Source organism: Guyparkeria sp. TX1 (genome assembly GCF_046523965.1).
In the GTDB taxonomy this organism is placed as follows: Bacteria; Pseudomonadota; Gammaproteobacteria; order Halothiobacillales; family Halothiobacillaceae; genus Guyparkeria.
This window is the reverse complement of sequence record NZ_CP144142.1, coordinates 2,000,686-2,023,142: the sequence shown is the minus strand read 5'-3', so window position 1 is coordinate 2,023,142 and position 22,457 is coordinate 2,000,686. Positions and strand designations below refer to the sequence as shown.

General features: G+C 63.9%; 21 protein-coding genes. 14 read left to right on the top strand and 7 right to left on the bottom strand.

What is annotated here, in order from left to right; all coding sequences use genetic code 11:
* The gene (wrbA, locus tag VWP12_RS09305; RefSeq protein WP_410473893.1) at nt 1-600 is read right to left on the bottom strand and encodes an NAD(P)H:quinone oxidoreductase; all 600 of its coding nucleotides are present in this window, start codon (nt 598-600) and stop codon (nt 1-3) included.
* Nucleotides 601-818: 218 nt separating this feature from the next.
* Here wrbA and VWP12_RS09300 point away from each other — a divergent pair, with 218 nt between their 5' ends.
* Both VWP12_RS09300 and VWP12_RS09295 read left to right on the top strand, forming a co-directional pair.
* A complete protein-coding gene (locus VWP12_RS09300; RefSeq protein WP_410473892.1) occupies nt 819-2,198 on the top strand; it encodes a diguanylate cyclase in 1,380 nt (459 codons plus the stop codon).
* 165 nt (nt 2,199-2,363) lie between these two features.
* Nucleotides 2,364-3,089 (top strand): DUF72 domain-containing protein, encoded by a 726-nt coding sequence (locus VWP12_RS09295; RefSeq protein WP_410473891.1) that lies wholly within the window; start codon nt 2,364-2,366, stop codon nt 3,087-3,089.
* Nucleotides 3,090-3,121: 32 nt separating this feature from the next.
* Here VWP12_RS09295 and VWP12_RS09290 read toward each other — a convergent pair whose 3' ends face one another.
* A complete protein-coding gene (locus VWP12_RS09290; RefSeq protein WP_410473890.1) occupies nt 3,122-3,910 on the bottom strand; it encodes a class I SAM-dependent methyltransferase in 789 nt (262 codons plus the stop codon).
* Between the two features lie 120 nt (nt 3,911-4,030).
* Here VWP12_RS09290 and VWP12_RS09285 point away from each other — a divergent pair, with 120 nt between their 5' ends.
* Genes VWP12_RS09285 through VWP12_RS09275 form a run of 3 tightly spaced genes read left to right on the top strand, consistent with a single transcriptional unit; the run spans nt 4,031 to nt 5,137 of the window.
* Nucleotides 4,031-4,411 (top strand): DUF2173 family protein, encoded by a 381-nt coding sequence (locus VWP12_RS09285; protein WP_410473889.1) that lies wholly within the window; start codon nt 4,031-4,033, stop codon nt 4,409-4,411.
* A gap of 38 nt (nt 4,412-4,449) precedes the next feature.
* Nucleotides 4,450-4,788 (top strand): DUF2173 family protein, encoded by a 339-nt coding sequence (locus tag VWP12_RS09280; protein ID WP_410473888.1) that lies wholly within the window; start codon nt 4,450-4,452, stop codon nt 4,786-4,788.
* Between the two features lie 10 nt (nt 4,789-4,798).
* On the top strand, nt 4,799-5,137 hold the full coding sequence (locus tag VWP12_RS09275) for a DUF2173 family protein (RefSeq protein WP_410473887.1): 339 nt from the start codon (nt 4,799-4,801) through the stop codon (nt 5,135-5,137).
* A gap of 98 nt (nt 5,138-5,235) precedes the next feature.
* Here the strand turns inward: VWP12_RS09275 and VWP12_RS09270 are convergent, their stop codons facing one another.
* Nucleotides 5,236-6,150 (bottom strand): Tim44 domain-containing protein, encoded by a 915-nt coding sequence (locus tag VWP12_RS09270; RefSeq protein WP_410473886.1) that lies wholly within the window; start codon nt 6,148-6,150, stop codon nt 5,236-5,238.
* Between the two features lie 299 nt (nt 6,151-6,449).
* On the opposite strand from VWP12_RS09270, the gene VWP12_RS09265 reads away from it, so the two are divergent.
* A complete protein-coding gene (locus tag VWP12_RS09265) occupies nt 6,450-6,893 on the top strand; it encodes a DsrE family protein (protein WP_125199009.1) in 444 nt (147 codons plus the stop codon).
* A gap of 72 nt (nt 6,894-6,965) precedes the next feature.
* Here VWP12_RS09265 and VWP12_RS09260 read toward each other — a convergent pair whose 3' ends face one another.
* Both VWP12_RS09260 and VWP12_RS09255 read right to left on the bottom strand, forming a co-directional pair.
* Nucleotides 6,966-7,796, bottom strand: a complete 831-nt coding sequence (locus tag VWP12_RS09260) for a universal stress protein (protein WP_410473885.1) — start codon at nt 7,794-7,796, stop codon at nt 6,966-6,968.
* Nucleotides 7,793-10,198 carry a Lon protease family protein gene (locus VWP12_RS09255; RefSeq protein ID WP_410473884.1) on the bottom strand — a complete coding sequence of 802 codons (2,406 nt, stop codon included), beginning with the start codon at nt 10,196-10,198 and terminating at the stop codon, nt 7,793-7,795. The genes VWP12_RS09260 and VWP12_RS09255 overlap by 4 nt, the downstream gene beginning before the upstream one ends.
* 201 nt (nt 10,199-10,399) lie before the next feature.
* Here VWP12_RS09255 and VWP12_RS09250 point away from each other — a divergent pair, with 201 nt between their 5' ends.
* From VWP12_RS09250 to VWP12_RS09230, 5 genes are all read left to right on the top strand, one after another.
* Nucleotides 10,400-11,761 carry an alanine/glycine:cation symporter family protein gene (locus VWP12_RS09250; protein ID WP_410473883.1) on the top strand — a complete coding sequence of 454 codons (1,362 nt, stop codon included), beginning with the start codon at nt 10,400-10,402 and terminating at the stop codon, nt 11,759-11,761.
* Nucleotides 11,758-12,051 carry a hypothetical protein gene (locus VWP12_RS09245; protein WP_410473882.1) on the top strand — a complete coding sequence of 98 codons (294 nt, stop codon included), beginning with the start codon at nt 11,758-11,760 and terminating at the stop codon, nt 12,049-12,051. The genes VWP12_RS09250 and VWP12_RS09245 overlap by 4 nt, the downstream gene beginning before the upstream one ends.
* Nucleotides 12,052-12,312: 261 nt before the next feature.
* Nucleotides 12,313-15,021, top strand: a complete 2,709-nt coding sequence (locus tag VWP12_RS09240; protein WP_410473881.1) for an outer membrane beta-barrel protein — start codon at nt 12,313-12,315, stop codon at nt 15,019-15,021.
* Between the two features lie 282 nt (nt 15,022-15,303).
* Nucleotides 15,304-16,488 (top strand): hypothetical protein, encoded by a 1,185-nt coding sequence (locus VWP12_RS09235; protein ID WP_410473880.1) that lies wholly within the window; start codon nt 15,304-15,306, stop codon nt 16,486-16,488.
* Nucleotides 16,489-16,615: 127 nt separating this feature from the next.
* A complete protein-coding gene (locus VWP12_RS09230) occupies nt 16,616-17,776 on the top strand; it encodes a hypothetical protein (protein WP_125198866.1) in 1,161 nt (386 codons plus the stop codon).
* A gap of 98 nt (nt 17,777-17,874) precedes the next feature.
* Here the strand turns inward: VWP12_RS09230 and VWP12_RS09225 are convergent, their stop codons facing one another.
* Together VWP12_RS09225 and VWP12_RS09220 are read right to left on the bottom strand one after the other, a co-directional pair.
* Entirely contained in the window at nt 17,875-18,879 is a 1,005-nt protein-coding gene (locus VWP12_RS09225; RefSeq protein ID WP_410473879.1) for a M48 family metallopeptidase, read from the bottom strand.
* A gap of 11 nt (nt 18,880-18,890) precedes the next feature.
* On the bottom strand, nt 18,891-19,487 hold the full coding sequence (locus tag VWP12_RS09220; RefSeq protein ID WP_410473878.1) for a LemA family protein: 597 nt from the start codon (nt 19,485-19,487) through the stop codon (nt 18,891-18,893).
* Between the two features lie 242 nt (nt 19,488-19,729).
* Between VWP12_RS09220 and djlA the strand changes: the two genes are divergently transcribed.
* The 3 genes from djlA to VWP12_RS09205 all read left to right on the top strand — a co-directional run bounded on the left by djlA (nt 19,730) and on the right by VWP12_RS09205 (nt 22,421).
* Entirely contained in the window at nt 19,730-20,512 is a 783-nt protein-coding gene (djlA, locus tag VWP12_RS09215) for a co-chaperone DjlA (RefSeq protein ID WP_410473877.1), read from the top strand.
* A gap of 30 nt (nt 20,513-20,542) precedes the next feature.
* Nucleotides 20,543-20,995 (top strand): CopD family protein, encoded by a 453-nt coding sequence (locus VWP12_RS09210; protein WP_125198870.1) that lies wholly within the window; start codon nt 20,543-20,545, stop codon nt 20,993-20,995.
* 379 nt (nt 20,996-21,374) lie between these two features.
* Nucleotides 21,375-22,421: a class I fructose-bisphosphate aldolase gene (locus VWP12_RS09205; RefSeq protein WP_410473876.1), complete on the top strand. Its 1,047-nt coding sequence runs from the start codon at nt 21,375-21,377 to the stop codon at nt 22,419-22,421.
* Nucleotides 22,422-22,457: the final 36 nt, after the last annotated feature.

Sequence of the window (22,457 nt, the reverse complement as noted above, 5' to 3'; positions counted from 1 at the left end):
CTAGCCTGCCAGTTTCTTAGTGATCTCTGCGACATGCCGGCCCTGATAGCGGGCAATGGTCAGCTCCATCTCGCTGGGCTGACGGCTGCCGTCGCCGGCTGCCAGCGTACCGGCGCCGTAGGGGCCGCCACCGCGCGGCTCGGAGATGTCGAACATCTCGGGGATGCCGTAGGGCGTGCCGACGATCACCATCCCCAGATGGGCCAGCGTGTTCCAGGTGGAGGTGATGGTGGTCTCGTTGCCCGCGCCAGTGCCGGTCGAGGTGAACACACTGCCGACCTTGCCGATCAGCTTTCCTTCCGCCCAAAGACTGCCGGTCTGGTCGAGGAAGTTGCGCATCTGCGCGGCCATGTTGCCGAAGCGCGTCGGCGTGCCGATGATCACGGCATCGTAGTCACCCAGCTCTTTCGGACTGGCAATCGGGGCGAACTGGTCGAGCTTGGCCCCGGCCTTCTTTGCCGTCTCCTCGTCCATGAGTTCCGGCACGCGCTTGATGGTGACGTCGGTGCCGTCGACCTCGGCGGCGCCGTTGGCCACCGCCTGCGTCATGGTCTCGATGTGGCCGTACATGGAGTAGTAGAGAACGAGAACCTTGCTCATGCGATTACCTCGGTGTGGTGGATTATGCGTGTCGAATGACGGATTGCGCTGTCGGTTGATGCTTCGATTCGGATGCTGGCAAGGGTAGACCACCCCGCGAACCGGTGGGGCGGGGCTGATCGTTTGGCGGTGTAATTCCCGCGCAGACCAGAGGGTTATTAATCCATCATGGCATGCTAATGTTCCGCGCCGAATCGAATATAACGAGGGAAACAGGGATGAGTTTCTACCGATCGAAGCACGTATTTCGAGCGTTGGCCTGGGGCATGGTTTTCCTGGGGGTCCTCACCGGAGCCATCTTCCCGCTCGTGGCCATGGAGCTGGGGGTGTCGGCCGATCTGGCCCTGTCACCGAGCTTCATCGTCACCACCTTGGCCGCGGGCCTGATCGTGGGTGGGCTGAACTTCGCGCTGGCCAGTCGCATCGTCCGTCCGCGCCTGCGCCGGCTGACCAGCCGTATGCGGCAGGTGCGCTCGGCAATGGACCAGGCCACCTATTCCGGGGACTGGTCGGAATGCGATCCGGCAGTCTGCCAGCTCAAGGAGCAGGCCGAGGATGAGCTCGGTGACGTGGCCGACAGCTACAACGCCCTGTTGCAGGCGCTTCACGCGGCCCATCGCGTCGAGGAACGCATCCAGAACTTCAACAACACCCTCTCGAGCCAGCTCGACCTGCACGATCTCAGCGAGCAGGCCTTGTCGTTGTTGATCGAGCATTCCGAGGCCGATGGCGGCGCCATCATCCTGGAAAAGCAGGGCGAGTGGACCATCCCTGCCTCCACCGGGCTGATCGAGCCCGAGGCGATCCTCAAGAGCCCGGCCTTGCAGGCGGCTCACGAGCAGGCCGTGGTTCGACGCTACGATCTGCCGGCCGAGGTCAAGGTCGATGCGGTGCTCTCGCACTTCACCCCCAGCGACGTGCTGCTCTTGCCGATCAAGCACCATGGCCTGCTGCTCGGCTGGGTGGTGCTGGCAGCGGCCTCTCCCTTCAGCGACAAGACCACACGCCTGTTGCCGCTGATGATCCAGGGATTGGGTCTCGCGCTGAACAACGCGTTGCTACACGACGACCTGCAACGGGTCGCGGCGCTGGATCCGTTGACCGGCCTGTACAACCGCCGCTTCGGCATGAAGCGACTCGAGGAGGAACTGGCCCGTATCCAGCGCAATCAGACGCCGATGTCGTTGATCATTGTCGACCTGGATCATTTCAAGCGTCTCAACGACACCTACGGGCACCTGGCCGGCGACAAGGTGCTGGTCCGGGCAGCAAGTGTGATTCGCGACATGCTGCGCAAGGGCGATGTGGTGATGCGCTATGGTGGCGAGGAGTTCATCGCCATCCTGCCCGGTTCGGATATCGAGGACAGTCAGGAAGTGGCCGAGAGGATCCGCTTTGCGCTGGCACACAGCCAGGTCGAGATTGCCGGACATACGCTGTCGGTAACGGCCAGCATTGGGGTTGCGTGCACCGCCAACGATCGCGTGACCAGCGCCGAGCCGCTCATGAAGCTGGCCGACTCGCGCCTGTATGCCGCCAAGTCGGGAGGACGTGATCGGGTGATTGCCGAGGGGGCCGGCCAGGCACTCGCGAGCTGATTGCCTCCGCGACGAACTGAACCACGCCTCATTCCCGGTTCCGGGGATGGGGCGTTTTTCTTGGCCGGATCGTCTGTTCAAAGCACGGTTTCATTTGAGCCAATGAACCAAGCGTCTTGAACCGATCGTCTAACCTCGGTTGTCTTGATCTCGAGGAGGCCAGGCGTGGCGCTTTATATCGGCACCTCCGGTTGGAATTACCCCCATTGGCGGAAGGCCTTTTACCCGGCCGGATTGCGCGCTGCCGACTGGTTGCCGTTCTATGTGCGGCACTTCTCCAGCGTCGAGATCAACGCCACCTTCTACCGGCTGCCCAGCCCCGAAACGCTGGATGCCTGGCTGGATGCCGTTCCCCCTGATTTTCGCTTCGCGGTGAAGGCCAGCCGCTACATCACCCATCTGAAGAAGCTCAAGGATCCCCAATCCAGCATCGCCACGTTCTTCGAGCGCATCGATCGGCTTGGCGAGCGGCTGGGGCCGATCCTGTTCCAGTTGCCGCCACGCTGGCACGTCAACGTCGAGCGGTTGTCCGCCTTCCTCGACGCACTGCCCGGTGGGTATCGCTATGCCTTCGAGTTTCGTGATCGCAGTTGGTGGGATTCAGCGGTGACCGACCTGTTGGCCGCGCACGGTGCTGCGTACTGCGTATTCGATCTCGACGGGGAGACCAGCCCGTTCATCGAGACCGCGGATTTCGTCTACTTGCGCTGGCACGGGACAGATGGACCGTATCGGGGTGGGTACAGCGACGCGCAGTTGCGGTCGTTGGCTCAGCGTTTCCAGGGGGCGCTGGACGACGGCCGGGATGTCTATGCCTATTTCGACAACGATGCCGAGGCGCAGGCACCGCGGGATGCGGCCCGACTGCGGGCAATCCTGTCCACGCGTTGAGCTCGGAGTGTTGGCGATATACCGCGGACCCCCTAAGAACAGTCGGCTCGCCCGACGCGTAGCATGAGCGGCCACTCCACGTGTCTTGTGCGTTCAGAGTCGCCCCAGAGACGGACGAGCCGATCGGTCAGGTCGGGGACGGGGTCGACACCGGTCATTTGGATATGACGTGCCGTGGCCGACCAGCTCCGCAGGTAGCCGATCACGTCCGCAAGTGTCCATTCCGCGGTCATCGAGAATGCCCTGGCCGGGATGCGTTGAAACGGGAAGGGTAGGTCACGGTAGCCGTTTTCGACGTGGCGACGTTCAGCCGGCCAGTATGGACCGACGATGTTCTTGTAGAACGCGGTGACCTCGGCGTCGATCGGTGCGACGCCGGTTTTCATCAGCCCGTAGCACCACTGCGCCATGAGGCCACCAGGGCGAAGCACGCGGCTGGCTTCGCGATTAAAGGCATCGACGTCGAACCAGTGCAATGCCTGGGCGACCACCACCAGGTCGACGCTTGCCGGTTCAAGCCCCGAGTTCTCCGCGCGAGCCTGACGGAAGGTTACCCCGGCGAGCGGTGAGGCCTGTGCCAGTTGGGCGGCACTGAGATCCGTGGCGATCACCTGCTCGATGTGCGGGGCAAGCGACCGCGCGACCTGCCCATTGCCGGTTCCACAATCCCACGCCAGGCCGCGACCCGGCGAGTTGCCCACCAGCCACTCGATCAATGCCTCCGGGTAGGTGGGGCGGTGACGGGCGTAGTCGGTGGCGACGCTCTCGAAATGGCCAGGCGGCGACGATTTTGGCGCTACGTGTGGCGGCGATTCACCCAAAAGCAAGCTCTCCGTATAAACCAGAACCCATTGAAATTAATAGATTGAATCTGCAAAGCGCGCCCTTTTGCCTTCAACGGTCTATAAGGTTGGTACGGAGTCCAGAAGAGGGGCGACATAATGAGTCTGGTAAGTGAGCTGATGGACCAACCCGGGGTCGTGGCGGCGGGCGACTTCGCCTACCGGGGGGATCAGTACTATCACCACAAGGGCGGTTTGTCTGCAGCCGAGACCCGCGTGATCTCGTCGCTGTGTCGGTCAAACGCCGCGGCGGTGCGGATGGAGGGTGACATGCTGGCGATGTTCTCCCGCGTGTGCCAGCCGGGCGCCGGCGGTTGCGGCTTCGTGCCCACCAAAGGCTGGGTGATGCATGGCAAGTCGCGCAGTGTCTGTGTGATCTCCAACGTGTACTGCGTGATCGACAACGAGCGGGGATCCTTGGGGAATGTGCTCGGCATGATGCGCGACCGTCTAGCCGACGCACCCGATTTCCTGAACTGACGCCCGCGGGCGATCCGTCCCAAAAAGGAGGAATGACGATGTCCGATCTCAAGACACTCAGTTCGATGCCCGGCACCGTGGCGGCGTTCCAGTTCGATGAGGAAGGTCGACTCGAGGACGCGGTGATCACTGACGATGTAGTGATCGACCGAGATACGCTCGATCTGCTCGGTCATCTTTGCGTGGCAAACATGGCCATTGGCGCCATGCAGGCCCGTGGCTGGGAAGGAATGAGCGACCTCAAGGGCTTCTATCCGGTCCAAGGCTTCACTTTCGTCGGGCTTGATTGGTCGGCGGTTGCTCGCGGCCGACAGGGCGTGGTGTTGTCCAACGACCAGGCCGACTTCGACGCCGCCTACAAGGCCCTGGCGGGGTGAGGAGGGTGTCATGCTCAAGCAACTGCTCGATATAAAGGGTGTTCAGGCCGTCGCGCATTTTCGCGAGGAGTCCGGCGAGCCGTGGCAGGTGCACGGTGAGCTGTCGGACACCGATGCCCGGCGGCTGACGCGTCTGGCGCTGGATTTCAAACGCATGACCCAGGGGCATGCCGACCAGTTGGCCCTATTCGTCCACCAACCCGGCTGGACACCGGCCAACGGCTGGATCGTACATGGTGATCAGCGCACGGTGTGCGGAATGTCGAGCATGGTGGCGGTGGTCGATAATGCCGAAGCCAATTTGACCGAGGTGATGAAGGCGCTGGCTCAGGAATCGTTCTTCACCTGACGGTCACGCGTCGAGCCACGCTATCTGGACAATGAAAAACCCCGCGAATCGATCGATCCGCGGGGTTCGTTTTTGCGGCGGGCAGGCTCCGGTCTCGATCAGCCGTTTTGGCGAATCCCGGCGATCAGCCAGTTGGCGTTCTCGTCGTCGAGATTGCGGCTGACCAGCCAGGTCTCGTCGAGCGACTCGGCCGTTGCCTCGCGGCCTTCACGTACGTGGCCGGTAAAGCGCACGGCGGCGACGAGGTCACGGCCTTCCTCGCCCAACTCTTCCAGTGATACGTCGAGATCGAGTACGTCGGTGACGTTCTCGGCATCGCCCAGGGCAGCGCGTTCGCGCACCAGCTCACGGAACAGCTCCGGGGTGACGAACTCGCGGATCTCGTCCATGCGATTGGCGTCCCAGGCCAGTTGCAGGTTGGTGAAATGGGTACGTGCCGCGCCAAGGAAGCGGGTCTCGTCAAACCAGCTGGGAGGCTGGTAGCCGGACGTGCCGCCAAAGCCGAACTCGTCCATCAGCGAGCCGGGGCGCACCCCCGGTTTGCTGTGGTTCGAGCCGCCGAGCGTCTCGTTCGACGCCCGGGCCTGCTGGGTCGGTTGGTCGACCATGCGCTCCGCTCGGGACGCGCCCGCATACGCCGGCCGGGCACCCATGGCACCGCCGCGCAGGTGACGAATCAGGAGAAACGCCCCGGCGGCCAGCAGCAGGATCACGAGGAAGTCCATCGGCTGGAATCCCTCGAAGGCACCGCCCATGAACATCCACGCCAGCAGGCCGCCGGCGGCCAACCCTGCGAACATGCCGCCCAGACCGGCGCCCGGGCTACGGGTGGCTTTCTGGTCGGTGGTGACCTGCCGTTGGTTGGTGGTCTGCGAGCTCTTCTGGCCCTGGAAGCCGAAGCTCTTGCCACCACCGAAGCGCTTGGCCTCGGCGGGCGTACTCAGCATCACGGCCAGCAGCGCGCTGAAGGCGAGCAAGACGAGGGATCGGGCGAAAGGTTGACGGGACGTCATGGGGTCTCCTGCGGTCGGGATCGTTCCGAATGATTCGCGTGTGAAGCACGGCGAATAGACGGCCCGGAATCCTAGCATGCCCCCGGACCCCCGTGAGGGTTATAGAGCGCGTTCGGCTCGGTCGGTAGTTGGTCACCGGCGTGCGGATCACCGGTCCGTGGATCTTGGCGAGGCAATGCACGGGGTAGGCAACCCTCTTCCTGCGCCTGTCATCCATATCGGGCGGCGGTCTGAAAGTCCGTTGATGTGTTGCCTACACTTTCCATGTCAGATCAGCCAACCTCGAGAGGAGAGAATCCATGTCGACGCTCAAGCGCCTGTTCACCACACTTTTCCTCGCGCTTGCCCTGGTCGGATCAGGCAATGTCGTTGCCGCTCCGGACAAGGGCAATACATTGCTCTACAACCTGACGACCGACGAAGTCTGGCCGGCAGGGATGGCCGCGGCGCAGGCTTACAACGCCGCCAAGCGGGGACATGACGTGATCGTGTATCTCAACGTGCGCGGCGTTTACCTCGCTGCCAAGGATCGCAAGCAGGATACCTTGGGGGCAACGGGCCGAACCGCGCAGGAGACCCTCCAGATGGCAATCGAGAACGGAGCCCGGGTGCTTGTCTGTCCGATGTGCATGAAGCAGGGCGGGCTCTCTGCCGATGACCTGATCGACGGTGTCGAACTCGGCAAACCTGACACTCTGTTCGAGCTGCTCTCGCAGGAGGGCGTGGTGGCGTTGAGCTACTAACGGTATTGATGTTGGACGCGATCGGGCGGTCGATCCTTGTTGGGTCACCGCCTTTTTTGCCTGTCAGGCAGGTTATACGGGCGGGGGAACGCGGATGATGGGTATATCGATTTCGGCGATGAGATCGGCCATCGGCATGCCGAGGGCGAGGGCGCCCGGGTCGTCTATCACCAGGGCGCCGGCCGGTTGATTCTTCAGTGCGCCGCGCAGGGCCTCGATGCCTTGGCCCATAAGCCGCTCGATCGTCACTTCGGGCTCACTCTGTTGCTGCCATGAGATCAGGGCCGGCAGCGCGGCCGGCTCGAAGTCGGGCAAAACAAGCAGTCGAACAATCCGGTCGGTAGCGAGGGCGAGTAGGCACGCGGTCTCGATTACCGGGCTGCAGTCTCCCGAAGCGTGGATCAGCGCAACGATGGCCGTCGAGGTGGGGAACGCGTCCTCCTGCCAAAGCAAGAGTCGACTACGGGTGGTTTCCACGATTTGCCGCGCGGTGGAACCCAGTCGGCCACCACGTGAGGCCGACCACCCGGTTTTGCCCAGCACGACCCACTCGGCACCGAGCACGGCCCGCCGGATGCTCTCGGTCACCGGCCCGCTCACCACGTCCAATCGCCACCCCAGCCGATCCTGCCGGTCGAGCGATGCCATAAGCATTTCAATCTGGCGGCGTTGTTGCGCCAGGCGGGTGAGCAGGATCTCGCGATCGAATGGTCGGGATTCACCCGATAGGGCACTGATCTCCCGGGTGAACGGATGATCCGCCGAGGCGAGCAGGTCCTGATCTTCGACGAATAGTGCAATCAGCTGGCAATGGTGATGCCGTGCCAGCCGGGCGGCACTGGCCAACGCCGCCCGGCTGCTCGGCGAGGCATCGATCAGCAGCAGGACGTGCGGTTCGGTCATCCCGGTCCGGTCCCGTCCCGGTCCGGTTCTTCGCGATGACGGGCGCGATCGTGTCGGGTCGCCCGCTCGAAGCGAGCCAACCGCTCGACCACCCGGCGGTTGAGGCTGTCGGCGGGGAACACCCCGTGAGCGTCGGCCTGCCCCGGTTCGAGACCGGTGAGCAGGGCCAGCGCCTGTTCGACGTGGCTGATCGCGTGTATCTGGAAACGCCCGGCGGCGACTGCACTGCGCACCTCCTGGGCAAGCATCAGGTGCGGCAGATTGCTGGCCGGGATGAGCACCCCGTGTGAGCCATCCAGCCCCCGGTCGCGGCAGATGCGGAAAAAGCCCTCGATCTTCTCGTTGACCCCGCCGATCGCCTGCACTTCGCCCAGCTGGTTGATCGAGCCGGTCACTGCCAGCGACTGACGGATGGGTGCCTTGGCGATCGCCGAGACCAGGGCAGCCACCTCGGCCACCGAGGCGGAGTCGCCATCGATCGAGCCGTACACCTGTTCGAATGCCAGGCTGGCCGACAAGGACAGCTCCCCCTCGGGCGCGTAGTGGCTGGCGAGATACCGCGACAGGATCATCACCGCCTTGGCGTGGATATTTCCGCCGAGCTTGGCCTCGCGTTCGATGTCGACCACCTGGCCGCGGCCCGGGCGGGCGGTGGCCGTGATGCGGGTGGGCAGCCCGAAGCGGAAACCGCCCAGCTCGCTGACGGCCAGGCCATTGATCGCGCCGATTCGCTCGCCTTGGGTCGGCACGTTCAATGTCTCGCGCAGGATGGCCTCGACGGCGCGTTCGCGCAGGCGCTCGGCGCGGTGCTCCTGGCGTCGGATGGCCGCCTCGACGTGGTGGGCGGTGATGTGTTCGGCGTGGCTCGACGCCGCGAGGTGGTTCGCCTCGGCAAGCAAGTCGGCCAGCGGGCGGGTGCCGGCGGCCAATTTCTCGCGATCGTCGGCCAGGCGACTGGCGTGCTCGATACTGCGGGCGACCGCTCCGCGATCGAGTGGTCGCAGGCCGTCACGTCGGGCAATGGCAGCCAGCGTACGTGCGTAGTCGAGCTCGTTTTCCGCCTGCCGGGGCAGCGTGTCCTCGAAGTCGGCCTGTACCTTGAACAGCTTGGCAAAGTCGGGATCGTATTCGGCCAGCAGGTAGTAGAGCAGGCGATCGCCGATCAGCACGACCTTGACGTCCAGCGGGATCGGGTCGGGCTCGAGCGTGATCGTGGTGAACACCGCGTAGAGCTGTTCCAGCGATTCGATGCGCACCTGCTTGCCGTAGATCGCCCGCTTGAGGGTCTCCCAGGCGAACGGCTGCATCAGGATCTGCCGGGCGTGCAGGATCAGGTAACCGCCGTTGGCACGATGTAGCGCGCCGGCGCGAATCAGGCGGAAGTCGGTCAGCAGGGCGCCTTCCCGGAAGTAGTGCTCGATCCGCCCGATCAGCCGCGCGTGGGTGGGCAGGTCCTCGTAGATCACCGGCGCGCCGTGGAGCTCGGCGTTATCGACGATCAGGTTGATCTGGTACTGGTTGAGGATCTCCTCGGGGACGGTGCTGCTGTCGTCCTCGAGATCGTTGACGTGCGAGATGATGTCATCGCGAATGGCGTGGAGGAACCGGGTCACGTCGAGCAGGTGCGCCCAGCGCTCCTCGAGGTTCTGGAGCTGCTGGCCCACAGCCACGCGCAGCATCTCCTCGTTGAGTGCCTGCAGCCGTTCGCCTGCCTCCTTCTGCCACTTCGGCACCTGGTGCAGGGTCTCCTTGAGCTTTTCCTCGAGTTCGTTGATGGCCGCCTGCCAGGCCTTCTGTTCTTCCTCGGGCAACTTGCCGAAGGCCTCCGGGTCGAGGATTTTCCCGTCACGGTACGGGCCCAGGGTGAACCCGTTCGGCGTGCTCACCATCGCCACGTGCCGGCTTTCGGCCTCCTTGCTGATGGCGGCAATCGCCTCGTGCTGGCGACGCTTGTAAGTTTCGCGCAGTTCCTGGATGCGGTTGTGGTACTCGTCGCTCTCGAACACCGCCGGAATGGCGGTGCGAAATTCGTCGATCAAATTGCTGAGATCCGACTGCAGATCGCGCCCGGCCCGGGCAGGCAGTTTCAGCAACCGGGGCTTGTCGGGATCATCGAAGTTGAAGACGTAGGCCCAGCTGGGCGGTGGCGCATCGCGTCGGGCGCGACGGTCGAGGAAATCGCGCACCACGGCGTACTTGCCGCTGCCCGTCGCACCGAGGGCGTAGAGGTTGAAGCCGCCGTCGCCGATCTCGGTGCCGAACGACAGGGCCTCCAGCGCCCGTTCCTGGCCGGGCGGGGCGGCCGGCGGATCGAGTTCGGCGGTCGTCTCGAACGGCAAAGAACTCGCCGGGCAGGGGCGGTAGAGTTGGTCGGCTTCCAGCCGGGTAGGCGCGTCGGCCATGAGTGCCTCTCGAATCCGTGGGGACAAGACATGCCTGTTTGGATCGAGACTAGCACGCGCCGCGGCTACAAAAAGCCCCAATCGGGCGTCATATGCGGGCTGGGCTGGTATTCCGGCAGGAAAAGCGGGTAGGGTTTGACGCTAAAGCCCCGCCGCTACGAATCCGGCGGCACGATCCACAGACAGGAGTGAGTACACACGATGGACGCAGTGACCGAGTTTCTTGGCAGCATCAGTGGATTCGTCTGGGGGCCGGTGATGCTGGCCCTGTTGCTCGGCACGGGGGTGTATCTCACCGCCGGGCTGCGCGGCATGCCGATTCGCCGGATCGGCTACGGGTTTCGCCAGTTGTTTCTTGGTCGGCACGCCGGCAAGGACGACCGCGGTGACATTACGCCCTTCCAGGCACTGGCCACGGCGCTGTCGGCGACTATCGGCACGGGCAACATCGCCGGGGTGGCCACCGCGATCGCTTTGGGCGGGCCCGGCGCGATCTTCTGGATGTGGCTGACCGCGCTGGTAGGCATGGCGACCAAGTATTCCGAGGCGGTGCTGGCGGTGCGCTATCGCGAGGTCGATGAACGTGGTCGCTACGTCGGCGGGCCGATGTACTACATCAAGAACGGCATGGGCGCGAAGTGGAAATGGCTGGGCGCGGCCTTCGCGCTGTTCGCCATGATCGCCGCCTTCGGCATCGGCAACACCGTGCAGGCCAACTCCGTGGCCGACGTGCTCGAGTCCAACCTCGCCATTCCCGACTGGGCCACCGGTCTGGTGCTGGCCGCGTTGGTGTTCGTGGTGATCATCGGCGGCATCCGCCGCATCGCGCATCTCGCCGAGTACCTGGTGCCGTCAATGGCGATTCTCTACGTGGGTTTCGCGCTGATCATCATCCTGATGAACATCACCGATGTGCCCGCGGCACTCGCGCAGATCGTCAGTGATGCCTTTACCGGCACGGCGGCGACCGGTGGTTTCGCCGGAGCGGCCGTCTGGGCGGCGATCCGCTTCGGGGTCGCGCGCGGCATCTTCTCCAACGAGGCGGGTCTGGGCTCCGCGCCCATCGCCCACGCCGCGGCACAGACCAACGATCCGGTCCGCCAGGGCACCATCGCCATGCTCGGCACCTTCATCGATACCATCATCATCTGCACCATGACCGCGTTGGTGATCGTGCTTTCCGGTGTCTGGGAGACCGGCGAGAGTGGCGCGGCACTGACCTCGGCGGCCTTCGCCGCGAACCTGGGCGGCGGCAACTGGGTGGTCACCGCCGGCCTGGTGCTGTTTGCCTTCACCACCATCGTGGCCTGGAGCTACTACGGCGAGCGCAGCGCCGAGTACCTGTTCGGCGTCAAGGTGATCAAGCCGTACCGCTACGTCTGGGTCGGGGCCCTGTTCCTCGGTGCGATCGCCAACCTGGAGCTGATCTGGCTGGTCGCCGACATCCTCAATGCCCTGATGGCGATTCCGAACCTGATCGCCCTGATTGCCCTGTCGGGTACGGTGTTCGCCATCACGCGCGAGTACTTTGCCCGCACGGAAAACCGGGAGACGAAACCATGAACCAAGTCGTAACTGCCCGCACGGCCCTGCGAGGCGTTGTCCTGGCGGGGCTGGTGTTTCTTACGGGGTGCGCCGTGACGGGGCCTGGGGGCGAGCAGCGTACGGTCATCATTCACCCGGGCGGGGACACCTCTCTCGACCCGGTGACCGTGCCGGCCGGCCACTTGCCGCCGCCCGGCGAATGCCGCATCTGGTACCCGGACCGAGAGCCGGGCGACCAGCCATCCCCGGGCGATTGCCGTGACCTGGAGCGACAAGTCCCGCCCGGGGCGGTGCTGGTGCGCGGCTGAGCCGAGCGTCGCGACAAGGCGCGCCAATGAGCGGCCCCGTGCCAAATGGGCAGACCTGAACAGATGCCCCGGAGGCGATCTTGCCTGCCGCCGCATGCCGTGCATTGGCGACGAACCGCCACGCTGTCGCAATCTTGCAACAGTCGATTAACAACCTAATCGACTTTTTACCTCATCCGGAGTATCAAAGTGGGCATGCAGGCGAACGATCCATGATTGGATCAGCCGTCGTGGCCGTCTGAGCAGAAGGAGGTCTGCCGCATGTCCAACCATCTTTCCCGATCGATAGCCATTGCCCTCGGTGTCGCGTCCGTCGGCCCCTTGGCCGTCCACGCCCAGGACACCGCGCCGTTGCCGGCGGGACCCGATGCACCGGCGGCGGAAAACGAATCGACTGAAACACCGCCCAGCGGCTTGGCCGCGGGCGGTTTTCTTTTCTTCCCCCAGGTGACCGTCACCACGCTGTACGACACCAATATCTACGGCGTGAACGGGTCAGTTCCGATCATTAAGGAACAGGATCCACCTGCACCGATCGAAGACGAGACAGCGGATACCGTCGGCATTCTCTCGCCGAGCCTCGCGGTGCGCTCGGACTGGGACAACCACGAACTGAACTTCAACGCTGGGGCGGACTTGGCGCGCTATCGCGACAACAGCGACGAGAACTACGACGACTTCTGGCTCAACACAGACGGCCGCTACGACATCAATGCCGTCTCCAACCTGTTTGGCGGGCTGGGCTACACCCGGACGCACGAGGATCGCACCTCGCCGGAAGGGGCGGCCGGGGTGGAACCGGTGCAATACGACAGCCTGGATGCCCATGGCGGCTACGCCCGTCGTATCGGCCAGACCGTGCTGCGACTGGGTGGGACGGCGCAGCAACTGGATTACGAGAGCGGCATCGATGCAACTGGTGTGCCGATCAACCACGACGACCGTGATCGGGATATCTATGCCCTCGGGGCCCGGTTGACCTACCTGCGCTCGCCGCAAATCCAGCCGTTCGTGCAGGGCTCGGTCGAAACCCGACGCTACGAGCAACTAACCAACCATTTCGAAACCACTGCTCGACCCGGTGAGGACGTTGACCGTGATTCGGACGGTTATCGAGTAGCGGGGGGCTTGGCTTTCCGCCAGGGCACAAGTCTCGATGGCGAAGTCTATGCGGGGCTGTTGCATCAGAACTTCGATGATCCCCGTTTCTCGTCGATCACGACGCCGGACATCGGCGCTCAAGTGAACTGGCAGGTTACGCCGTTCACCAAATTGCGGGGCTCGATCGACCGTTCGCTCGAAGAGACGACATATTGGGTAATGCCCGATGGGGTGCAGCCGATTTTTTCGTCGAGCTACCTCTACAGCCGTGCCGAGGCCAGCGTCGAGCACCGCCTCACGCCCCGCACGACCTTGTCGGCTCTAGCCTCCTATGGCCAGGTGGACTACCAGGAGGTGGATCGCACCGACGACCTGATCAGTGCCGGCGTCGGGATCGAGTACCGGCTGACGCGCAACCTGTTGCTGCAGTTCGACTATCGCCACTTCCAGCGGGATTCCGATTTCCGCGACCCGTTCAATTACAAGGCCAATCAGGACGTTTACAACGGCGACCTGTTCGACGGCAACTACCAGCGCGACCAGTTCTACCTGCGTCTCAAGGCACTGCTGTACCCGGTACGCGAGCCGGCGGTGGTCGCGGGCACCTTCTCCGGGCTGTCCGACACGCGCGGTTCGGGGCTCGGCGGTGGCTTCTACGCCGGTGCGCAAGCCGGGGTGAGTGGCTTGGCCACCGATACCACCGGGCCGCGTGGCGAGCAGGGCACCGATACCGCCAGCATGGTCGGCAAGGGCTGGAACACGGGTCTGTTCGCCGGCTGGGGCCTGACCACCCGGAACAACTGGTACGGCGGCATCGAGATCGAAGGCGCGCGCAGCGGTGCCGACTGGGATCACTCCAAGAACAAGGAAGACAGTCGCACCTTTTCGCTCGACATGAACGATAGCTGGGGCGCGAGCCTGCGCGGCGGTCGCGTGCTGGCGAATGGGGCGCTGCTCTACGGCCAGCTCGGCATGGTCCGTAGCGAATTCGATACCTTCTACCAGGCCAACGACGCCCCGCAGAACGCCGCGGACGACTCGGACGACCAGAACGGCACCCGCTACGGAGTGGGCGTCGACGTGCCGGCGGGCAAGCACCTGTTCTGGCGCATGGGCTACAGCATCACCGATTACGACGGCTACGATGTGGTCTACGACACCACGCCCGATGGCGTCGACCGGTTCGAGACACGTGAAGGGCTGTTCCGCATCGGTCTAGGCTGGCGCTTCGGTGGCCAGGACTACGCGCCGGTCGACCCGACCGAGGGAGACATCGGCGGCTTCTACGCCGGTGGACAGGTCGGCCATACCCTGCTCACCAGCGACCTCGACGCCGAGCATTACGACTCGGACGAGGGGCCGTATCGTTTGCAGGCTAGTTTCGGTAATGACGGCGCCAGCACCGGCGTGTTCGCCGGTTATGGCTGGCAGTGGGATCGGATCTATCTCGGCCTGGAACTGGACGTCGAGAACAGCGGCGCGGAATGGGAGCACGTCCGCGAGCCGACGGGCCGCCAATTCTCCGCCGAGCAGAAGGGTGGACAGGCGCTCTCCGCTCGTCTGGGCTACCAGCTGGACAACGGCACGCTGCTCTACGCCCGTCTGGGCAAGGCGCGCAGCCAGTTCAACTACCGATACCGCAAGGGCGAGAATCCCGATAACGACATCAACCGCGATGTCAGCGAGATCGGCACCCGTTTCGGCCTGGGTGCGGAAGTGCCGTTGACGCCCAATACCTTCGTGCGAATGGACTACAACCGCACGGACTACGGCGACATTGATTTCGCGACCACCCATGGCAACACCGACACGGTGAGCCTGGACAACGAAACCGACCAGTTCCGGCTCGGGGTGGGCTACCGCTTCTAGCTTGGGGGCGCTCCATTTTCCTGTGCGAAAAGAACCCCGCCGTCGAGCGGGGTTCATTGTTTTTGGGGCTGATCCGGGCGGTGGATAGTGGCGTTTGGACCCGCAAATGGCGTCCGCCGGACGATAAAATAACTGACTGATATGCTGTGATTTTATTCGATAGTAGGTTTGATAAATCGATATTGGTCTGGTCCGTAAAATTTGATCGGCTAACTACCTTGTACGAAGTAGTTTATGGGCATATAAGTGTATTGGGACAGCTGAGAAAGGAGGCTCCCTCTTATGAACATGAAATCGCTTTTCAATACCAACCAGAAACGCTTGACCGTCAGCCTGGTGGCTGCCGGTGTGTTTGCCGTGCCCATGCTGGTCGGAAACACCTACACGCACAACCTGATGCCAATCTCGTCGGCCCATGCGGCCTCGGAACAAGGCCAAGGCGGCCAAGGGGCCGGTGGTGCCATGAAAGGCCAGGGCGGCATCGGTGGCGCTGGCGGCGTCTCCGGAGGCCAACAGAGCCTGGACGTCAACGACGTGCTGCGCGGCAAGGGTACCGGTGGCCGGGATGCCGGCATCACGGGTCGACCCGACGACAAGGGCCCGCCGGAAGGTGATGGACCGACTGGTGACATGGGCGGCGGCAATCCGAACGCCGGTACCACCAAGGGTGACCTTTACGGCGATCTCTATGTCGTGCTGCGAGACCCGCTGACTGGCGCGCCGATCCTGGATGACGAGGGTCGCCTGCAGTTCCTCGATGTCGATGGCAACGTGATCGCTTATGCATCGGATGATCCGGAAGACGAGGGATATACCGAGGTCGTCGATGAAACGCTGTTGCAGGAGGTCTCGTTTGACCGCCTGAACCTTGCCCGCTCGCCGGACGCAGTGCTGAGTCACTCTCTCGACACGGCACTCGAGACCATCGCCCTGGATGCCGACGGTGTACTGGAGTTTGATGCCGCCGGTCGCGTGGTGATCGTGGATGCAGACGGCGTGGTCTACACCATCGATTCTCCGCTGGAGAACCTGGCGCTCTATCAGGACGCCATCGCGCGGTTGAATGACGACATCGATGGCAACGAGACGTTCACGCTGGATCAGACCGACGCGCTGTTCGCCGCGGCCGCGAGCAAGTTCGGCGAGGTCACCCTCGACATGGTGGTCTACCTGAACACCATCCTGGGCCTCAACACGGTGACCGATGCGGGCACAACGGACTATGTGGACCTGACAAGTTTCACCTATGACCGTACTGATGCCTACACCAATCCGGACGGGACTCCCGTCGAGGTGACATACCTCTCCGACCCGGAGGGTGATGGGACTTACGTCACTGTCACCGAGTCGCTGCTGGACGCGGTGTTCGACGGCGAAACCGCGACGGCTGACGGCGCCACGGGCTACGCCTTGTCGACGGACGACGCCCTGCAGGTAATCGAGTTCATCCACGAACCGATTCACTGATTCGCTTGATGAGGTGGAATGGCTGGTAGCCATTTTCAAGGCCCCCGTTCCGGGGGTCTTTTTTTCGCCTCGACTCTCAAGCGAAGCGACCGATCAGTGCAGAAGGGCAATCTCCAGGGAGATTCACATGACTATCAATAATTCGTTCAAGAAAACACATCGCCCGTTACTCGCCAGTCTGGCCGTCGCCGGGCTCGTCTCCGGATCGATGCTCATCGACGCGGGCCCGCTCGCGCCGGTTACCGCCATCTCGACTGTTCAGGCCGCCGAGGGCGGCCATTCCAGCGGTGGTCGGGGCGGCTCGGCGGGCGGTGGCCACGATACCGGCACGACGCACACCGATGACGGTACCGATGATCACGCCGACAGCGACCACGGCAAGAAAGGCCCGGGTGGCAAGGGTGGTGCCGGCGGCAAGGGCGGCAAAGGCGGTGGCCACGCCGGCGCAGGCAGCCAGCAACTGGTCGACAGCGTGTTCCGCGGCAAGGGGCGCGACAGCCTCGACGCGATGCCAGGAACGTCGGGTCGAGGTGCGTCCGGCAAGGGTGGGCTGTACGGCGATCTCTACGTGATCCTGCGCAATCCGGACGGATCCCCCGAGCTCGACGACCTCGGTCGCGTGCAATTCCTCGATGCCGATGGGAACGTGATCGCGTACACCTCAGATGATCCGGATGCCGAAGGCTTTACCGAGGTGGTCAACGAGGCGGCGTTGCAGGAAGTCGAATTCGAACGGCTGAACGTGGTCCGGGCGCCGCCAACGGTGCTTGATCACTCGCTTGAAGAGGCACTGCGCACGCTTGCCCTGGATGCCGACGGCGAACTGGACACCGATGCCGCCGGCCGGCTCGTGGTGGTGGATGCCGCCGGCAACGAGTTCACCATCGACTCACCGCTGGCGAACCTCTCGCTCTATCGGGCGGCCCTGACCGATGGCAGCTGGACCCTGCAGGACGCCGCGGTGTTCCTGGGTAGTGCCTCGTCCAAGACCAACGGCATCACGACGGACACGGTCGTCTACCTGAACACCATCCTGGGCATCAACAACCCAGAGGACGGCTACTACGACCTGTCCGGGTTTGCCTACGAGCGCACCGGTGTCCACACGGGGACCGTTACCTACCTGACCGACCCGGATGGGGACGGCACCTATGTCGAGCAGACCGAGTCGATCATGGATGCCGTGTTCGACGGCACGGGGTACAGCGGCACCGGGGCCGATGCCTTTGCCCAGGCGGCCGACGATGCCCGGGCGGTGATCGAGTTCACTCACGAGCCGATTCACTAACAACGGCAATGGTCGGCGAGCCATCGCGTCTCGCAGGAGCGCCTTCAGGCGCGATGGTTTGACGGTGCCACCCGAATGTTTCGCGGCTGAAGCCGCTCCTATGGTGACGGCTGGCCCTCGAGCCGCCGAATCCGTTCGTCGAGCGGCGGGTGGGTGTCGAACAGGCGGGCGCCGCCGGCGCGGAACAGGAAGGCGTGGTTCATCTCCGCGGCGGCATCGGACTCCACCCGGGAGGAGGCGCCGCCCTTGAGCTTCTCGAAGGCGCTTTTCAGGCCGTCGGGATAGCGGGTGAACTGCACGGCCGAGGCGTCGGCGAGAAACTCGCGCTGGCGGCTGACGGCCGCCTGCAGGATGCGACCGAAGAACACGGTCAGCAGCCCCACCAGCGCGATGGCCGCCGCACCTGCCAGCATGGCGATGCGCAGGCGAGCGTCTCGCCGGCCTGGTCCGATGCCGACGTGGAACCACCAGCGGGCGACGAAGAACAGGAAGGTGAAACCGAACACCATTGCCGCCACGCGCACGGACAGCTTGATATCGCTGTTGGCGATGTGGCCGAACTCGTGGGCGACCACGCCGGCCAACTCGTCACGGCTGAGGTTGTCCAACGCCCCCTGGGTCACGGCCACCGCGGCGTTCTCTGGCTTCGTGCCGGCGGCGAAGGCATTGATACCGGCCTCCCGGTCGAGCACGAATACCCGCGGCCGGGGCAGGGAGGAGGCGATCGCCATCTCGTCGACCACGTTCAGGTACTGGCGTTCCGCCGGGCTGAGGTTGGTTTCGCCTGCGCCGGTGAGCTCGCGCCCGCCGAGCGACTGGGCCACCTTGGCGCCGTCCGAGCGGGTGAACCAGCGAAACAGGGTGACCAGGAGAATGCCACCGCCGGTCAGTCCGGCGGCCCAGGCAAACGCCTCCCACGTTGCATCTACCGGCATGCTGGACGGACCGCTGCCCTGAGCCGCCTGTGCCTGTTCACCCAGTGTCAGCCCGAGCCACATCAGCCCGCCCACGGTTGCGGCAGCGGCGAGAAGTAGCAACACGTACAGTCCGACCAGTACTCGGGTCTGTCGTCGAGCGAGGTCCTGTTGTTCGCGAAAATCCATGAGTTACCGGCTCAGAAGCTGACTTCGGGGGCCTTCTGGATGGCCTCGCTGTCCTCGAATTCCAGCAATTGGGCGTCCTCGCCATGGCCGACCAGCTTGCCGATCACGACCGGCGGGAAGGAGCGGCGGTACTCGTTGTACTTCTGCACCAGGTCGTTGTAGGCCTGGCGGGAGTAGGCGACGCGGTTTTCCGTGGTGGCCAGTTCCTCGGCGAGCTGGCGCATGTTCGCATCGGCCTTGAGGTCCGGGTAGGCCTCGAAGGTGGCATTCAGTCGGCCCAGGCCACTGGTGAGCGCGGATTCCGCGCGGGAAAGCAGGTCCATGGTCTCGGGGTTGCCCGGCCGGTCGTGCGCCGCGTCGACCGCTTTTTCGGCGGCGGCACGTGCCTCGGTGACTTCCTTGAGGACCGAGGCTTCGTGGTCCATGTAGCCCTTGGCCGTGTTGACCAGGTTGGGGATCAGGTCATGGCGACGCTTCAATTGCGTCTCGATTTGCGCAAAGCCGTTTTCGTACTGAGTCTGGTACGAGGTGAGCTTGTTGTAGAGGTAGATGACGTAGACGACAGCGATCACGACCAGCGCGATCACGATCCAGATTTCGGTTCCCATGGCGGCTTCTCCTTGCTGAGCGCGACGACTGGTCGCGGGCCGTTTCACCAGGATTGGATGGACCCGCACGAGTGTACTCGTCTCGCTGGGTAGTTGCGTGGCAGTCGAGAGTGGATTGGCTGGGTACACGGCGTTTGCTGGTGGCGAACTGCGGTTTCGGGAAACAGGGTGGGGCGTTCGGCAGCAACGTCAATCGTCGGTTTTTGGCACACTGCACGCTTGATTCACTGATGGGAACACGCATGTCCTGGATTGGAAAAGCGGTGGGGGCCGGGCTTGGCTTCTGGATATTCGGTTGGATCGGAGCGGGTATCGGGCTGTTGCTCGGGCACTTTCTCGATCGATTCTTCGGCCGGATCAAGCGGGTCGGTGGGCGGCTGCTCGAGGTGCAACAGACCTTCTTCGAGACGACCTTCACCGTGCTGGGTCACGTCTGCAAGGCGGATGGCCAGGTCACGCAGGCGGAGATTCGTGCGGCCGAGCAGATCATGACGCAAATGCGCCTGACCAAGGCACGGCGCAAGAAGGCGATCGAGGCCTTCAATCGCGGCAAGGCCAGCGATTTCGATCCCGAACACATCATTCGCCGATTCGTGCGCGTTTGCGGCAGCCAGCCGACACTGCTGCGGGTCTTTCTCGAAATCCAGATCCAGGCGGCGTTCGCCGATGGCCAGATTGCCGCGGCCGAGCGCGAGGCGTTGATGCGTATCGCCCATGCGCTGGGCGTGTCGGATGCCGACTTTTCCCGGCTCGAGGCACTGCTGGCGGGCCACTATCAACGTGGTCCGGGTGCGCCGACCACGGCCGCGGCCCTGGACAACGCCTACCAGGCGTTGGGGGTGGAGCGCTCGGCGACCGATCCCGAGGTCAAGCGCGCCTATCGAAAGTTGATGAGCGAGCACCATCCGGACAAGCTGATTGCCAAGGGGTTGCCGGATTCAATGGTCGAGTTGGCCAAGGAGCGCAGCCAGGAAATCCAGAACGCCTACGAGACCATCCGTCGGTCGCGTCAGGCCCAAGGGTAAGAGCCGTTTTTACAACGAAGGAGTGACGTGATGACCGGTTTATTGATGGTGATCCACCTGCTGTCCGCGGTCCTGTGGATCGGTGGTGTCTTCTATGCCTACGTGATCCTGCGCCCGTCGGTGGGGTTTCTTTCCGGCCCTGAGCGGGTCTCGCTCTGGGATCGGGTGTTTACGCGCTTCTTTCGTTGGGTGTGGGTCCTGATTGCCGCCCTGTTGATCAGTGGCTACGGGATGCTGTTCTCGGCGTTCGGTGGGTTCGGTTCGCCGGGCTACCTGCACGGGATGCAACTGTTCGGCTGGTTGACGATCATCGCGTTCGTCGTGCTCGCCTTCGGGCCGTATCGGCAGTTGCACATCGCGGTGGCGGCCGAGGACTGGTCACGGGCCGGGGAAATGATTCCGCGCATCCGCCGGCTGGTGCATATCATCATGTGGCTGGGCCTGGTGAGCATCGCGATCGGTGGGGGCGGCTCCTACCTGTAAGGCGGTGCGTCGGGCGAGCGCTGGTTTGAAAAACCGCCCGGCCAGGGACTATGGTCTCGGGAAACTCTTCACGATTCGATGACGTCTCTGCGGGACCTCCAAGGGCCCAGATGCAAGGCGCAGTCCGCCGTGAAGGGCCGTGGCCCTTTACAAGGGCTGCAACGCCGCAGATGGGCCCTTGGAGGCCCGCCCGGACGGGGCTCGCGGGTTTGTCCGCACTCGGCGTTACCGTCCCTCGACGGGCAACGAGCCCGTCTTCGGTCCGGCGCCTTGATTGCGGACAAACCCGCAAGCCAGAGATGCCATCGAATCGTGAAGAGTTTCCCTAGAGCGGTCACTTTTCACGACATGATTTCACACGGAATCAAGGAGTTCGCGCATGACTACCTATCGTCCCGAGAAAGCCGACGAGTTGATCAAGACGGCCAAGGCGATGGTCGCGCCCGGCAAAGGGATCCTGGCCATCGACGAGAGCAATGGAACCTGCAACAAGCGTTTCGAGGCCGTCGGTATCGATGCCACCGAGGAGAAGCGGCGCGAGTATCGCGAGTTGCTGTTGACCACGCCGAACCTCCAGGAGTACGTCAGCGGCGCGATCCTCTACGACGAGACGATTCGCCAGTCGGCGGCCGACGGCAAGTCGTTCATCGACGTGATGCGTGAGCGCGGCCAGGTGGTCGGCATCAAGGTGGATACCGGTGCCAAGCCGTTGGCCGGCTCGGATGGTGAGAAGGTCACCGAGGGCCTCGACGGCTTGCGCGAGCGCCTCGCGGAGTACTACGAGATGGGCGCGCGCTTTGCCAAGTGGCGGGCGGTGATCGCGATCGACACCGCCAAGGGCCTGCCGACCCGCGGCTGCATCGAGGCGAATGCCCACGCCCTGGCACGGTATGCCGCCCTCTGCCAGGAGGCGGGCCTGGTGCCGATCATCGAGCCCGAGGTACTGATCGACGGCGATCACGACATCGTCACCTGCGAGCGGGTTACCGAGGAAGAGCTCCACGAGGTCTTCCGTCAGCTCTACCACCAGAACGTGATGCTCGAGGGCGTGATCCTCAAGACCAGCATGGTGATCTCGGGCAAGGGTGCCTCGAACCGTGCCGGCGTCGACGAGGTGGCCGATCGAACCGTGGAAACGCTGCGGCGCACCGTCCCGGCGGCGCTCGGTGGGGTGGTGTTCCTCTCCGGGGGGCAGGGCGTCGAGGAATCCTCCGCGCACCTCAACGCGATGCATACCCGCCACGCGGACCGGCTGCCGTGGCCGCTGACCTTCTCCTACGCCCGAGCCATCCAGGGCCCGGCGCTCAACTACTGGAAGGGTGAGCCGGCCAACGTGGCGGAAGCCCAGAAACGGGCATTCACCCGGGCGAAGTACAACGGGCTGGCGAGCCTCGGCAAGTACAGCGAGGACATGGAGAGCGCCTGACCACGGTCAGCCGCAGGCTCGATATGACAATCCCGC